Source organism: Rhizobium sp. CG5 (genome assembly GCF_023701945.1).
Lineage (GTDB): Bacteria > Pseudomonadota > Alphaproteobacteria > Rhizobiales > Rhizobiaceae > Allorhizobium.
This window is the reverse complement of record NZ_JABAEF010000012.1, coordinates 171602-185712: the sequence shown is the minus strand read 5'-3', so window position 1 is coordinate 185712 and position 14111 is coordinate 171602. Positions and strand designations below refer to the sequence as shown.

Annotated in this window: 14 protein-coding genes; 7 read left to right on the top strand and 7 right to left on the bottom strand. The window is 61.8% G+C overall.

Annotation, left to right across the window (positions count from 1 at the left end):
- Window positions 1-17: 17 nt before the first annotated feature.
- The 4 genes from HGO38_RS19875 to HGO38_RS19860 all read right to left on the bottom strand — a co-directional run bounded on the left by HGO38_RS19875 (window position 18) and on the right by HGO38_RS19860 (window position 3796).
- Window positions 18-1922, bottom strand: coding sequence for a L,D-transpeptidase family protein (locus tag HGO38_RS19875; protein WP_250957635.1), 1905 nt, complete (start codon window positions 1920-1922; stop codon window positions 18-20).
- 304 nt (window positions 1923-2226) lie between these two features.
- Entirely contained in the window at window positions 2227-2916 is a 690-nt protein-coding gene (locus HGO38_RS19870) for an aquaporin (protein ID WP_250957634.1), read from the bottom strand.
- Window positions 2917-2955: 39 nt separating this feature from the next.
- Window positions 2956-3453, bottom strand: coding sequence for an arsenate reductase ArsC (locus HGO38_RS19865; protein WP_250957633.1), 498 nt, complete (start codon window positions 3451-3453; stop codon window positions 2956-2958).
- Window positions 3454-3463: 10 nt separating this feature from the next.
- Window positions 3464-3796, bottom strand: a complete 333-nt coding sequence (locus HGO38_RS19860; protein WP_250957657.1) for an ArsR/SmtB family transcription factor — start codon at window positions 3794-3796, stop codon at window positions 3464-3466.
- A 157-nt stretch (window positions 3797-3953) separates the two neighbouring features.
- Between HGO38_RS19860 and fumC the strand changes: the two genes are divergently transcribed.
- The 5 genes from fumC to HGO38_RS19835 all read left to right on the top strand — a co-directional run bounded on the left by fumC (window position 3954) and on the right by HGO38_RS19835 (window position 10411).
- Window positions 3954-5345 carry a class II fumarate hydratase gene (gene fumC / locus HGO38_RS19855; RefSeq protein ID WP_250957632.1) on the top strand — a complete coding sequence of 464 codons (1392 nt, stop codon included), beginning with the start codon at window positions 3954-3956 and terminating at the stop codon, window positions 5343-5345.
- Window positions 5346-5429: 84 nt separating this feature from the next.
- A complete protein-coding gene (locus HGO38_RS19850) occupies window positions 5430-5690 on the top strand; it encodes a ribbon-helix-helix domain-containing protein (protein ID WP_250957631.1) in 261 nt (86 codons plus the stop codon).
- A 104-nt stretch (window positions 5691-5794) separates the two neighbouring features.
- Window positions 5795-7402, top strand: a complete 1608-nt coding sequence (locus HGO38_RS19845; RefSeq protein ID WP_250957630.1) for a fumarate hydratase — start codon at window positions 5795-5797, stop codon at window positions 7400-7402.
- Between the two features lie 225 nt (window positions 7403-7627).
- Window positions 7628-8692 carry a GGDEF domain-containing protein gene (locus tag HGO38_RS19840; RefSeq protein WP_250957629.1) on the top strand — a complete coding sequence of 355 codons (1065 nt, stop codon included), beginning with the start codon at window positions 7628-7630 and terminating at the stop codon, window positions 8690-8692.
- Window positions 8693-8722: 30 nt separating this feature from the next.
- A complete protein-coding gene (locus HGO38_RS19835) occupies window positions 8723-10411 on the top strand; it encodes a hypothetical protein (RefSeq protein ID WP_250957628.1) in 1689 nt (562 codons plus the stop codon).
- 12 nt (window positions 10412-10423) lie between these two features.
- On the opposite strand, the gene HGO38_RS19830 is transcribed toward HGO38_RS19835, so the two are convergent.
- Window positions 10424-11032 (bottom strand): pyridoxamine 5'-phosphate oxidase family protein, encoded by a 609-nt coding sequence (locus HGO38_RS19830; protein WP_250957627.1) that lies wholly within the window; start codon window positions 11030-11032, stop codon window positions 10424-10426.
- An 81-nt stretch (window positions 11033-11113) separates the two neighbouring features.
- Window positions 11114-12016 carry an alpha/beta hydrolase gene (locus HGO38_RS19825; RefSeq protein WP_250957626.1) on the bottom strand — a complete coding sequence of 301 codons (903 nt, stop codon included), beginning with the start codon at window positions 12014-12016 and terminating at the stop codon, window positions 11114-11116.
- 47 nt (window positions 12017-12063) lie between these two features.
- On the opposite strand from HGO38_RS19825, the gene HGO38_RS19820 reads away from it, so the two are divergent.
- Window positions 12064-12531, top strand: coding sequence for a MarR family winged helix-turn-helix transcriptional regulator (locus HGO38_RS19820; RefSeq protein ID WP_250957625.1), 468 nt, complete (start codon window positions 12064-12066; stop codon window positions 12529-12531).
- 18 nt (window positions 12532-12549) lie between these two features.
- On the opposite strand, the gene HGO38_RS19815 is transcribed toward HGO38_RS19820, so the two are convergent.
- Entirely contained in the window at window positions 12550-12909 is a 360-nt protein-coding gene (locus HGO38_RS19815; RefSeq protein ID WP_250957624.1) for a gamma-butyrobetaine hydroxylase family protein, read from the bottom strand.
- A 208-nt stretch (window positions 12910-13117) separates the two neighbouring features.
- On the opposite strand from HGO38_RS19815, the gene moaA reads away from it, so the two are divergent.
- Window positions 13118-14107 (top strand): GTP 3',8-cyclase MoaA, encoded by a 990-nt coding sequence (gene moaA / locus HGO38_RS19810; protein ID WP_250957656.1) that lies wholly within the window; start codon window positions 13118-13120, stop codon window positions 14105-14107.
- The last annotated feature ends 4 nt before the right edge of the window (window positions 14108-14111 follow it).

Sequence of the window (14111 nt, the reverse complement as noted above, 5' to 3'; positions counted from 1 at the left end):
AGACGGACGACAGGCGATCAGCTGCGGGCTTCGCGTGCCGCCGTCGTCGCGGCAAAGGCCTTGCGGGTATAGTCGTCGCGACCATAGACGTCGTCGAAGAACTGCACCTGTCCGGCATCATTCGGCCAGGCCGTGAAATAGGACACATAGACCGGGATCTTCTGCGGCACCTGCACGGCGCGGTTCTGGCCGGAGGCGATCTGTTTGGCGATATCGGCGACATTGGTGCCCATCACCGCCGCCGCCATGACGCGCGGCTCGGCCAGACGCACGCAGCCATGGCTCAGGGCCCGCATGTCGCGCTGGAAGAAGCTCTTCGACGGCGTGTCGTGCATGTAGATCGCGTGGGTATTGGGGAACAGGATCTTCAATTCGCCCAGCGCATTGTCGCCGCCCGGCGGCTGGCGCACATCGACGCTGTGGGTCGTGTTCCAGTCGACATCCGTCGAGGAGACCTTGCGACCGCCATAGCTGACCTCATAGCCCAACCGGTCGAGGTAGCTCGGATCCGAGCGCAGTTTCGGCAGCATCTCGTTGACGATGATCGACTGCGGCACGCCCCAATAGGGGTTGAACTCGACCGTCTCGATCTGGTCGTTGAAGAAATAGGTCTGGTTCGAGCGGGAACCGACCACGACGCGCATAGCGACTTCCTGCTTGCCGCCGTTGAAGTAATAGGCCTGGAAGGCCGGCTGGTTGATGAACACGTAGCGCCCACCAAGATCGTTCGGCATCCAGCGCAACTGCTCCATGGCGACGATCAGCTTGTCGATCTTCTCGGCATTGCTGTGACCGGTGATGGCGCGGATCGTCGCCTGACCGACGACGCCGTCGGCCTTCAGGCCGCGCTCCTGCTGGAAGCCTTCGACCAGAGCGACCAGTTCCGGCGTATATTCCAGCGTACCCGTGTAATTGGCAAGCGTCAGGGCATGCTCGACCTTCAGCGCATCGCTGGCATTCTCGCGAATGGCGGCAATGATATTGGCCGTTTCGGGACTGCTGTTGCCCGGCTTCAAAAGCGTGCCAGCGGCGATGGTAATGCCGGGGCCGGCAGTTTTGTCCTCGATGCGCAACCGATCGAGTTCCGATTTCAACGCGACAAACTGCGTCGTCGACGGATCGCGGCTCTTGAGATAGGCGGCGACATCGGGGCTGAGGCGCATCATGTTGAGCACCGGCGCCAGATTGACGGTCTTGCGCTTCAGATCGTGATACCCCGACAGCTTGTTGGGATCGATGCGGCCGCGCACCGTATCCTGCACATAGGTCAGGGTCTTGGCCGACAGCGCCAGTTCAAAGCGCATGAGGTCGGCCATGTGGGCCGCCGGATCGGCGGCATCGGCCGGCTCGGTCGGCAGAGCGACGGCATAGTCCTGCGGATCAAGGCCAACCTCGGCGGCGCGGCTCATCGCCTCAAGCGCCTTGCGGGCCTTGTCCGTCACCGCGCCGTCCTGCATCCAGAGCAGCGGACGATTGTTGTCGTTGTAATAGGCCTCGACCGCATCGGCGACATCGTCGGTGGCCTGGACCCGGACGGATGCCATCGCGGCACGCGGATCAACAGCCTGTCCGGCATCTGTGATCGACCCCGTGGCGACGTCTTCGTTGACAGCGACCGACGCGGTCTGGCGGATCACCATGGCGCGCAGCGGCTCAGGCTTGTAGGTATAGTAGCGCGGACCGCTGATCTTCGGCAGGGGCTCCGGATCGCTCATGTCAGCCAGGCCTGCGTCGCTGCTGCGCCGGTCGGAACCGAACATCGTGCGCTCACCGGCGCCTGACATCGTCTGGTTCTGGCTACGACCTGGCCCGCCCCGCAGCAGGTCCATCAGGGTTGCGGCGTCAGCCGTTGCCGGAACGCCGCTCAGGGCCGTCATCGCAGCCAGCATTGCCGTTCCTGCGATTCGTCTATGTCTGGTCATTCGCAATTTCATTCCCAATCTATCTCGCAGCCAGCCGGATTTGCGCCGGATTGACGTTTGACGGATGACTAGCCCATAGCTTCGCCATTGAAAAGATTCTGTACATCAACCGTCAATGAATGCGGCTGTCAATTTTGTGTGAGAACCGCGCCACCAAGGTGACCGGCAATCGGTAAATCTAATGTAAATATTCGTGAATTTTTTATTTACGCAAGCAGATGTGATTTCGGATCGCTCGTGTCCGCGCCGGACCATGGGTCAAGATTGCCACTCTCCGTGCCAAAAATGACACGGAAGCAACACCCTACGACTCAGTCTGCCCTGATCTGACCGGCCGGGTGGCAAGCAGCCAGTCGGCGAAGAAGAGGGCCAGCCCGGCGCCGATGACCTGTACCAGCACGAAACCCGGTACATCTGCTGGACGAATGCCGGCGAAACTGTCTGAAAAGGCGCGCGCCACCGTCACGGCAGGATTGGCGAAAGAGGTCGATGCGGTGAACCAGTAAGCGGCGGTGATGTAAAGCCCCACCGCCATCGGGATTGTCTCCGGCTTGAAGCGACGGGTTGCCAGAATGGTGAACACGAGGCCAAATGTGGCGACCGCTTCGGAGACCCATTGCCCGTAGCCCGTCCTGACCTTGGCCGAGGCCTGCCATATCGGCAGATCGAACATCAGATGCGCCAGCAGCACGCCGCAGAGCGCCCCGCCAAGCTGAACCGCGATATAGGCCAGCGCGTCCTGATTGCTGATTTCGCCCTTCATCCGAAAGACCAATGTCACTGCCGGATTGAAATGGGCACCTGAGATCGGCCCGAGCATGGCGATCAGCACGACGAGCATGGCGCCGGTCGGGATGGTGTTGCCGAGCAGGGCGACCGCAATATTGCCGCCGGCCAGCGCCTCGGCCATGATGCCGGAGCCGACCACCGTTGCCAGAAGCAAAACCGACCCCAAGAATTCGGCCGCCAGCCGTTGTGCCAATGTCACAGGCATTGCCCCCCTTGATCAAACCCGACGCCATTGGCCACGATGTCAGCCCTGCGTGCCGATATCGGTCAGCCGCTTCTGCAATGCCAGCCTGTCGAGGCTTGCCATCGGCAGGTTGACGAAGATCGAGATGCGGTGGCTCAGCATGCGATAGGTGTCGGCGAAGGCCAGCGCCTTTTCCGGCTCGGTGCCTTCGACGGCGGCGGGATCGGGAACACCCCAATGGGCCGTCATCGGCTGGCCGGGCCAGACCGGACAGGCTTCGGCAGCCGCCTGATCGCAGACCGTGAAGACGAAATCCATTTTTGGCGCGCCGGGAACGGCGAACTCTTCCCAACTCTTGGAACGAAAACCCGACGTCTCGTGGTTCAAGCGCTTCAGAAGCTCGATAGCGTGGGGATTGACCGTGCCCTTGGGGTGTGAGCCGGCGGAAAAGGCGGTGAAGCGGCCCTGCCCTTCCCGGTTGAGGCATGCTTCCGCAATGATAGAGCGTGCGGTATTGCCCGTGCACAGGAAGAGCACGTTGAAATGCTTGTTATCCATGGTCAGTCCCTCAACAGCGACAGGCTATTTCATCCAGCACGGGCTGGCACAGCTCTGGCGATCCCCCACAACAATCCTCCAGCAGAAAGGCCAGCATGCCGCGCATCGCGTCCATATCGGCACGATAGCGGATATTGCGCCCTTCCCGCTCCCCCTCAACCAGTCCGGCATTGGACAGAATGGTCAGGTTGGCCGACAACGTATTGGCGCGCACATCAAGAGCTGCGGCGATATCGCCGGCATACATGCCCTGCGGTGCGGCGCGCACCAGCAAGCGGAAAACATCGAGCCGCCCCTCGTGGGCCAGCGCCGACATGGCGTCCAAAGTGTGTTTCTTATCCATATTTCCATAAATCATGAATTATAGAACATTGCAAGCGACAAATGCGCGCAATAAGTTGAATTTGCTATTCATGATATGGATTGGCGTTGGCGGCATGGGGTCAAGACGCTACATAGGGTTCGACACGTTTTGCCCCTTGCAGTCCCGGAGACCTCCTATGACACAGACCCGCATCGAAACCGACACGTTTGGCCCTATCGAGGTTGCCGGCGACCGCTATTGGGGCGCGCAGGCGCAACGCTCGCTCGGCAATTTCAAGATCGGCTGGGAAAAGCAGCCAGCCGCCGTCGTGCGGGCGCTGGGCATCGTCAAGCAGGCGGCGGCCCGCGCCAATATCGCGCTCGGCCAGCTCGACCAGGGCCTTGGCGACATGATCATCGTGGCGGCCCAGGAGGTGATCGACGGCAAGCTGAACGATCATTTCCCGCTCGTCGTCTGGCAGACCGGTTCCGGCACGCAGTCGAACATGAACGCCAATGAGGTGATCTCCAACCGGGCGATCGAAATGCTCGGCGGCGTGATGGGCTCGAAAAAGCCGGTGCATCCCAACGACCATGTCAACATGAGCCAGTCGTCGAACGATACCTATCCGACGGCCATGCACATTGCCTGCGCTGAGCAGATCGTCCACCATCTTCTGCCGGGGCTGAAGCACCTGCATGCAGCCCTCGACGCCAAGGCCAATGCCTTTGCCTCGATCATCAAGATCGGCCGCACCCATACCCAGGATGCCACGCCGCTGACGCTCGGCCAGGAATTTTCCGGCTATGCCGCGCAGGTCGCCTCGGCCATCAAGCGGATCGAACTGACGCTGCCGGGCCTTTACGAGCTGGCCCAGGGCGGCACCGCGGTCGGCACCGGCCTGAACGCGCCGATCGGCTTTGCCGAAAAGGTAGCGGCCGAGATTGCCACGATTACCGGCCTGCCCTTCGTGACGGCGCCGAACAAGTTCGAGGCGCTGGCCGCCCACGACGCCATGGTGTTTTCGCACGGCGCGATCAATGCCGCTGCCGCTGCGCTGTTCAAGATCGCCAACGATATCCGCTTTCTGGGCTCCGGCCCGCGCGCTGGCCTGGGCGAACTGTCGCTGCCGGAAAACGAACCGGGCTCGTCGATCATGCCGGGCAAGGTCAATCCGACCCAGTCGGAAGCGCTGACCCAGGTTTGCGCCCACATTTTCGGCAACAACGCCGCCATCACGTTTGCCGGCAGCCAGGGGCATTTCGAGCTCAACGTCTACAATCCGATGATGGCCTATAATTTCCTGCAGTCGGTGCAGCTGCTCGGCGATGCGAGCGTCTCGTTCACCGACAATTGCGTGGTCGGCATCGAGGCGCGCGAGGACAATATTCGGAAGGGCGTCGAAAACTCGCTGATGCTGGTGACGGCGCTGAACGGCAAGCTCGGCTACGACGCCTGCGCCAAGATTGCCAAGACCGCCCACAAGAACGGCACGACGCTGCGCGAAGAAGCCGTCGGTGGAGGATATCTCACCAACGAAGAGTTCGACACGTATGTGCGGCCGGAGCTGATGATCGGACCGAAATAATCCACGGCCCGCCCCCTTCGCAGTCCACAGAAGTCTGCACAAGGGGGATACCGCTTTGATTGCGAATCCGCTAATGTTCCATTCATGCTGCACCTCGCCAAACAACAACTGACGGTTTATCTCGATCCGGACCTCGCGGCCCGGATCGAGGCGCTGGTCGCGGCGGGCGTCTATGCCAATGCCAGCCAGGTGGTGCAGGAGGCGCTGACCGCGTGGCAGTCGGGCTTGGATCAGCGGGAGTTCGAGCTGGAGTTGAAGAAAGTCTATGAGCGGGGCCTGGCGATGAACGGTCGGGATAACGCCAACGCCGCCAATTTCCTTCGCGCCATGGGCGACCTTGCCTGAGCGCCATCGCCCATCCCGCCGGCCTCTTTAGAATCATTGAAATTTAACCAGCGCCGCCGTACACCACACCATCCGACAACCTGCCTCCGAAAGGCTTTTGACTGATGGCTGACGACCTCTTTCCCCTCGGCGAAGACACCACTGACTATCGCAAGATTACCTCCGACCATGTCTCGGTCGAGACGTTCAAGGGCCAGGACATCCTGAGCGTCGCGCCGGAGGGTCTGCGCCTGCTGGCCGAAACGGCCCTTGCCGACATCAACCATCTGCTGCGTCCGGGCCATCTGAAACAGCTTGCCTCGATCCTCGACGATCCCGAAGCCACCGACAACGACCGCTTCGTCGCCTATGACCTCCTGAAGAACGCCAATATCGCCGCCGGCGGTATCCTGCCGATGTGCCAGGATACCGGCACGGCGATCGTCATGGCCAAGAAGGGCCGGCGTGTCTGGACCGATGGCGGCGATTACGAGGCACTGGCGGCCGGCGTTCGCGACGCCTATGAGCGCCGCAACCTGCGCTACTCGCAGCTGGCGCCTTTGAAGATGTTCGAGGAAAAGAACACCAAGACCAATCTGCCGGCCCAGATCGACATCTACGAGGAAGGCGACGACGCCTACAAGTTCCTGTTCATGGCCAAGGGCGGCGGCTCGGCCAACAAGACCTATCTCTACCAGGGCACGCCGTCGCTCCTGACCCATGACCGGATGATCGAATTTTTGAAGGACAAGATCCTGTCGCTCGGCACGGCGGCCTGTCCGCCCTACCATCTGGCCATCGTCATCGGCGGCCTGTCGGCGGAAATGACGCTGAAGACGGTCAAGCTGGCCTCGGCACGCTATCTCGACGGTCTTCCCACGCAAGGCTCGGACACCGGCCATGCCTTCCGGGATATCGAAATGGAAGCGGAAATCCACAAGCTGACCCAGCAGATGGGCGTCGGCGCGCAGTTCGGCGGCAAGTATTTCTGCCATGACGTGCGCGTCATCCGCCTGCCGCGGCACGGCGCATCGCTGCCGATCGGCCTTGGCGTCTCCTGTTCCGCCGACCGCCAGGCGCTCGGCAAGATCACCCGCGACGGCATCTATATCGAGCAGCTCGAAGCCGATCCGTCGAAATACCTGCCAGATATCGACGAGGCCGCCTTGTCGGCCTCGGTGGTCAAGATCGATCTCAACCAGCCGATGAGCGCCATCCTTGCCGAACTGACCAAGCATCCGGTCAAGACCCGCCTGTCGCTGACCGGCACGATCATCGTTGCCCGCGACCTGGCCCATTCGAAGATCCGCGAACGGCTGGAAAAGGGCGACGGCATGCCCGACTATCTGAAGAACCACCCGGTCTACTATGCCGGCCCGGCCAAGACGCCGACCGGCTATGCCTCCGGCTCGTTCGGCCCGACGACCGCTGGTCGCATGGACAGTTACGTCGACCAGTTCCAGTCGTTCGGCGGCTCGATGGTGATGCTGGCCAAGGGCAACCGCTCGCGCGCCGTGCGGGAGGCCTGCAAGGCCCATGGTGGCTTCTATCTCGGCTCGATCGGCGGCCCGGCCGCCCGGCTCGCCCAGGACTGTATCCGCAAGGTCGAGGTGCTGGAATATCCGGAACTCGGCATGGAAGCGGTGTGGCGTATCGAAGTGGAGGACTTCCCGGCCTTCATCGTCACCGACGACAAGGGCAATGATTTTTTCCAAGAATTTAAGCTTGAATAGAGTCGAAAGCGGTCTTTCCATTGCATCCACAAGGGGAGCTACGGCTCCCCGTTCGCCATTTATGGGTTTTTTCGCCTTTCAGTTTCAACGGTTTAACCCAGTATTACCCGCCACGCCGCAAAGAATTACCACCCACAATTGAGGCGTTTGACATTAAAACTTTCCAAACAAATTCGGAGTAACCATCTGAATGGATGTTATTACGAAAAAATTGGGGGTTGGCCGATGAACACGGCAGCGACGCCGAAGGCGCAAGTTCCTGACATTGCGGCGCAGATTACCTTTGCGATGCGCACGATGGGAATACCGCCGATTCCGCGCAATTACGAGCTGTTCTACGAGGCCTATATTGGTGCCAATCCGGCCCTGACCCGCGACCTTGCCGCCCTGGGCAACCGCGCCACCCAGGACGACCTCGACGCGATCGGCGAGCAGTATTTCCGCAATCCGACGCGGGTCTTCGAGACCGCCCATTCCAAGATCGTTGCCGAACTCGACGGATTGTTGCGCCTGCTGAAGCAGGAACAGAATTCGCTTGAAAGCTACAACAAATTGCTGGGCGAAACCTATACCCGGATCAATACCAAGAGCACTGCCAGCGCTGACATCCTGCGCAGCGCCATCGGCATCCTGACCGAGGCGACCGGCGACACCATGGCGCATGGCGAAAAGACCGTCGAAAGCGTCAGCCAGAAATCCCAGGAAATGGACGAGGTCCGCAAGGAACTTGACGAGTACAAGCGGATCGCCAATACCGATTCGCTGACGCGGCTTGCCAATCGCCGTGCCTTCGACGACCGTCTGGCAAGCCTTTATACCCAGTCTGCCAACCCGGCCCTGACGGCGCTGGTGCTGATCGATATCGATCATTTCAAGAAGATCAACGATACCTATGGCCACCCGGTCGGCGACAAGATCCTTGCCACCGTGGCGACAGTCATCCGCGCCAATGTGCGCAAGGATACGTTCGTGGCGCGCACCGGCGGCGAGGAATTCGCTCTGATCGTCAACGGCAATACGCCCGACGAAGTGAACATGATCTGCGAGCGCATCCGCATCGCACTCGAGACGACGCCATTCAAGAACTCCAAGAGCGGCGTCAACTACGGTCCCGTGACGATTTCGCTCGGCTACAGCATGGCCGGCGATTGCGAGGACCCCGGCGAACTCTACAGCAAATCGGACATCGCCCTTTACTGTGCAAAAAACACCGGGCGAAACCGCACCCGGTTCTTCGAAGAAGGTATGAAGAAGGACTTTTCCAAGAGCTGGCTGATCTACAAGCGTTGAGCCTGCCGAAGCCTATCAGAGCGAGACGATATGGATTCAGGCGATCCCAAATCGACGCAATGGCCAACGGACGTGGTTGGACACGGGGCTTGTGGCGAAAGGGCCGCCAATGCCGTGATCAGCCTCTACGTGCTGGCCATCGCGGCCCTTGTGACAGCCTTCCGCTTTCCGCCGATCCTCGATTTTCCCAACCATTATGCCCGCCTGTGGCTGATTGCCGGCGGCATCGAGACCGAGCCCTTTCCCGGCGTCTATGCGCTCGAATGGGACCGGACGGCGACCAATGTCGGCATCGACCTCTTGACGCGGCTGATTGGTCCGACGATCGGGGTCGATCTTCTGGCCCATGTCTTCCTGTTTCTGGCCATTGTCCTGCCGCCGCTCGGCGCCATAGTGCTGCACCGGCGGCTGTTCGGCGGCAGCCATGTCTGGCAGATCGCCCTGCTGTTTACATCGTGGTGTGCCACCATGATCGGCGGCTTTATCAATTTCCAGATCGGGCTCGGGCTGGCTTTGTTGTTTGCCGCCGCCGACCTGTCGCTGAAGCGGCATCATCCGGCGATCACCTTTGTCTGGCGGATGGCTGTCGGCCTGATCCTGACGCTGAACCATGTCTTCTCGGTCGGCTTTTTCATTGTCCTGATCTGTGCGCTGGAAATACCGGCCGATCTGCGCGAACTTCTCAAACCCGGCAGGCTTGCCGGCGTGGTCCGCCGAGTGCTGCTGGCGGCCACCGCCGCAGCGCTTGCTCCACTCTCCATCTTTCTCTCCACCGACAACCTGCCGGCCGACTATCAGGGACGGGTGCCGACCGTGTGGACCGACAATCTTGGTCTGCTAATCTCCAACCTTCTGTCCGGCATCTCGACCTACCTGCCGGTCGTCGATCTTCTGTTCCTGCTGCCGATTGCCGCCGTCCTGGTGTTTGCGCTGGTCACGGGCCGGTTCCGGCTGCATGGCGGGCTGTGTCTCGGCGCTTGCGGACTGGTGCTGATCTCGATCATCTCGCCCACCCATTTCATGGGCACCGGCTGGATCAGCTGGCGCTTTCCGATCATGGCCGGGCTGACTCTGTTGGCGATGATCTGTCCTTTTCCGCAGGCCTCGCGCCGTCAGCTCATCATCCTGGTGACCGCTCTTTGCCTGGCCGTGTTCGGCAGGACCGGCTGGATCGGCTACAACTGGTGGCAGGGCCAGCGCGACGTCGATGACGTTCTGCAGGCGATCGAGCTGATTCCCCCCGGCTCAGCGGTACTGCCTCTGCTGCACGAGGTCGACCCCAGCGCCCGCTATGCCGCGCCGCAGCGGTTCTACGGACCGGAAAACCCGATCATCTGGCATTTGCCGACGCTGGCCGTGCCGATGGCCCATTCCTTCGTGCCGACCGTGTTTGCGGCGCGCGGCAAGCAGCCGCTGATGGTTCTGCCGCCCTGGACCGAAATCGCCGTGCAGGACGGTGCCGTCGCCTCGATCGCCACGCTGATATGTCCTGCGATGCGCCGAGAGGCCCAGTCCTTCGCGCCCTATCTTGCCCATTGGCACGAGCGGTTCGACTATGTGCTGGTGGTCAATGCCGACATGCCGGATCGGACCACCGGCGAGGAACAGCCCCAGGGGCTGCAGCTGATCCGCGACGGCGGCTTTGCCGATCTCTACAAGGTCGATCGTTCGGTGCCGCTGGATATCGACACGGTCTCGTCGCCCTCCTGCCCAAAGTAAAGTGACCTGTTGCTACCACATGGTCTTGGCGGCGCGGCCGGCCCATTCGCGGTCGTAGGTGTCCTTGTCGAAATCGGCTTTCGCGGCTTTCAGCAAAGTGCCGGGGGTCGGCAGATCGGCCGGAACGACGAAACGCTCGGGGTTCCACAGTTCGGCCCGCATGACGGCGCGGGCGCACTGGAAATAGACCTCGTCGATGGTGACCACCGCAACGCTGCGCGGATGTTTGCCATCCATGTCGAAGCTCTCCAGCAAGGCGGGATCGACCGAAATCTCGGCCCGCCCGTTGATGCGCATGGTGGTATTCGACCCCGGCACGAGAAACATCAGCGCCACCCTGGGATCGCGGACGATATTCAGAAGCGAATCGATCCGGTTGTTGCCGCGCCAGTCCGGCAAGAGCAGCGTGGCGTCGTCGCGGATGCGGACCACCCCGCCGAGATCGCCGCGCGGCGAGCAGTCCAGCCCCTCGGGGCCAACGGTCCCCAGGGCAACGAAAGGAGACGCTTCGATCATCTGGCGGTATTCAGCCGTCAAGGTCCTCGTCACCTTGACGAGCGAGGCGTCGCTCACGCCGTCATAGATCGCCTTCAGTTCCTCCACCGTCCTGATGATCGTCATCGCCCTGCCCTGTCCTTGAAATGCTGCCCCGCCTAAAGGGCCAGCATGACGATAGGATGACAAAATGCAACGTTACTCTGATCAGGCGGCAGCGCTGCCGGCATCGTCTTTCAGGAAGGCGACAATGCCGTCCATGACCTCAGGCGCGCTGACGATCCGGCGATGGCCATAACCATTGGCCCAGTGGAACCGGACATGCGGCCCCGCCGAGGCATAGCGGCGGGCATGGTCGACCGCCACTTCCTTGTCGTCCTCGGCATGCACGACCAGCAGCGGCGCCCGCAGCCTTTGCGAGATCGCCACCGTATCGAAGGCATCGAGGCTACAGCCGGCCACGGTTTCGGCATGCTGCACCAGTTCGCGACGGACGGCGGGCAACAGGCGCAGGGCGTTGGAGAAATCGCGAAACAGCCAGTGCATCTCGCTCGGCGAGCCGATGACAGCGAGTTTTTGCACATTGAGTTGCCCGGCCCCGCGCATAACGCCGCCATGGGCGATCAGCAGGCTGGCGCCGCCGAAGGAGTGGCCGACCGCTCCATCGAACGGCCCGAATCGCGCCTGCGCCTCGATGACGGCATCGACCGCCATGCGCATGTTGAGCCGCCGACCGGCGGATTTTCCATGTCCCGGCAGGTCGAGCACCACCACTTCGGCACCGGTCGAGGCCAGGTTTTCCGCCAGTTCCGAGACATAGAGCGCGCCGGCGCCCCAGCCATGCACGACCAGGAAGCGTTTGGCGCGCGGCTCAGCGCCGGGGAAGCGATAGGCCATGACCTGCCCATGGGCCATGTCGAACGGCAGCTCCTTAGCGCGCGACAGCCGCTTTTGGCCAGCCTCGACTGCAAGCCGCGCCTTCTCGCCCTTCGGGCGGCGCGATGGCGTGCGGCAGAACAGCTCAAAGGCCAGCCTGCCGGTCGCCTTCGGGACGGCGCGGCCGGCCGCTGTCAAGCCAAGACGGATGACCTTGAGCGCGAAGGATGCCATAGTGGGATTCCCGATTAATGTTCAATGATGAACAATAAAGTACAGACATGAACAAAAAGCAAGCCCTGCCGTGGGATCATCCGCGGTTTCGAAGCTGGATTGCGGTTGGCCGCAGCTGCCAGATGATGCAGACCGCGCTGACACGAGCGCTTGCCGATCTCAACATCAAGCCGCCGCATCTCGATATCCTGATCAATCTCTATCGATTCGACGGCATTTCGCAGCAGGAACTGGCCCGCAAGCTCCTGGTCGGCCGCTCCAACATGAGCATGCTGCTGCCGCAGATGGAAAAGCGCGGGCTGATCGAGCGGCGCGGCGATGCCAGCGACAAGCGGGTGCTGCGGCTCCACCTGACTGAAGCCGGTCGCGACACGACAGAACAGGCCATGGCGATCCAGACCGGCCTGATCGAACGCACCCTGGCCACGACCGACCTCGCCCAGTGCACTGCCATGGCGGAGGTTCTCGAAGGCGTCGTCAAGGCGCTGCAGCTGGAATGTGCCGACGAGCTGTGAGGGCGCCCGGAAACCGCGTCAGTTGCCGCGGGTCAAGCCCTTGGCCGCCAGCTCGGCTTCATAGGCTGAAAACATCTCGCCACCCTTTTCGCCCAGCTCACGCAAGTAGGCCCAGGTGAAGATGCCGGTATCATGGCCGTCGTTGAAGCCGATGCGCACCGCATAATTGCCGGTCGGGATCACGGCATTGATCTCGACGCTGCGCTTGCCCGGAACGGTGACCTGCTGGCCTGGTCCATGGCCCTTGACCTCGGCGGATGGCGACAGCACGCGCAGCATTTCGGCCGGCAGATCGTGGCTTTTGCCGTCGTTGAAGGCCACGGACAAAAGCCGGCGATCCTTCGAGACCTTGAGTTCAGTCGGCCAGATATCGCTCATCGCTTCGCCCAGTTCGTTCGTCAGGAAGACGAGACCTACGCGCGCGCCTTGTGCAGTGCAAGACCTTTTACCCCCGACATAACGCGCCATTTACTTGACGCAGGCCCGACAAACACCCAGGTTACAAATGACATCAGGAGTTCATTGCTTGGACCACAGTTCCGGATCATTCGACAACGCACAGCCGCTCGCCTTCGCCGAAGGGCCGATGGTCGATCCGTTTGGCCGGTCCGTCACCTATCTTCGCGTGTCGGTGACGGATCGCTGCGATTTCCGCTGCACCTATTGCATGGCGGAAAACATGACCTTCCTGCCGAAGAAGGACCTGCTGACGCTGGAAGAACTGGACCGGCTCTGTTCCGCCTTCATCGCCAAGGGCGTGCGCAAGCTGCGCCTGACCGGCGGCGAGCCGCTGGTGCGCAAGAACATCATGTACCTGATCCGCCGACTGGGTCGGCACATCGAGACCGGCGCCCTGGAAGAACTGACCCTGACCACCAACGGGTCGCAACTGTCGCGTTATGCGGCGGAGCTGGCCGATTGCGGCGTCAAGCGCATCAATGTCTCCATGGATACGCTGGATCCGACCAAGTTCCGCACCATCACCCGCTGGGGCGAGATCGACAAGGTGCTGGAGGGTATCGACGCGGCACAGGCCGCCGGCATCCATGTCAAGATCAACGCCGTGGCGCTGAAGGACTTCAACGAGCAGGAAATCCCCGAGCTGATGCGCTTTGCCCATGGCAGGGGCATGGACCTGACGCTGATTGAAACCATGCCGATGGGCGAGATCGATGAAGACCGCACCGACCGCTATCTGCCGCTGTCGACGGTGCGGGCGCGGCTGGAGGAGACCTTCACGCTGACCGACAACGGATACCAGACCGGCGGACCGGCGCGCTATGTCACGGTCCAGGAAACCGGCGGGCGTCTGGGTTTCATCACGCCGATGACCCATAATTTCTGCGAGAGCTGCAACCGGGTGCGGCTGACCTGCACCGGCACGCTCTACATGTGCCTTGGCCAGAACGACGCCGCGGATCTTCGCACCGCCTTGCGCGCCTCCGACGAGAACGCCTATCTGTCAGCGGCGATCGACGAGGCGATCGGCCGCAAGCCGAAGGGGCATGACTTCATCATCGACCGCAAGGCCAACCGTCCGGCCGTCGCCCGCCACATGAGCGTGACGGGCGGCTGACACC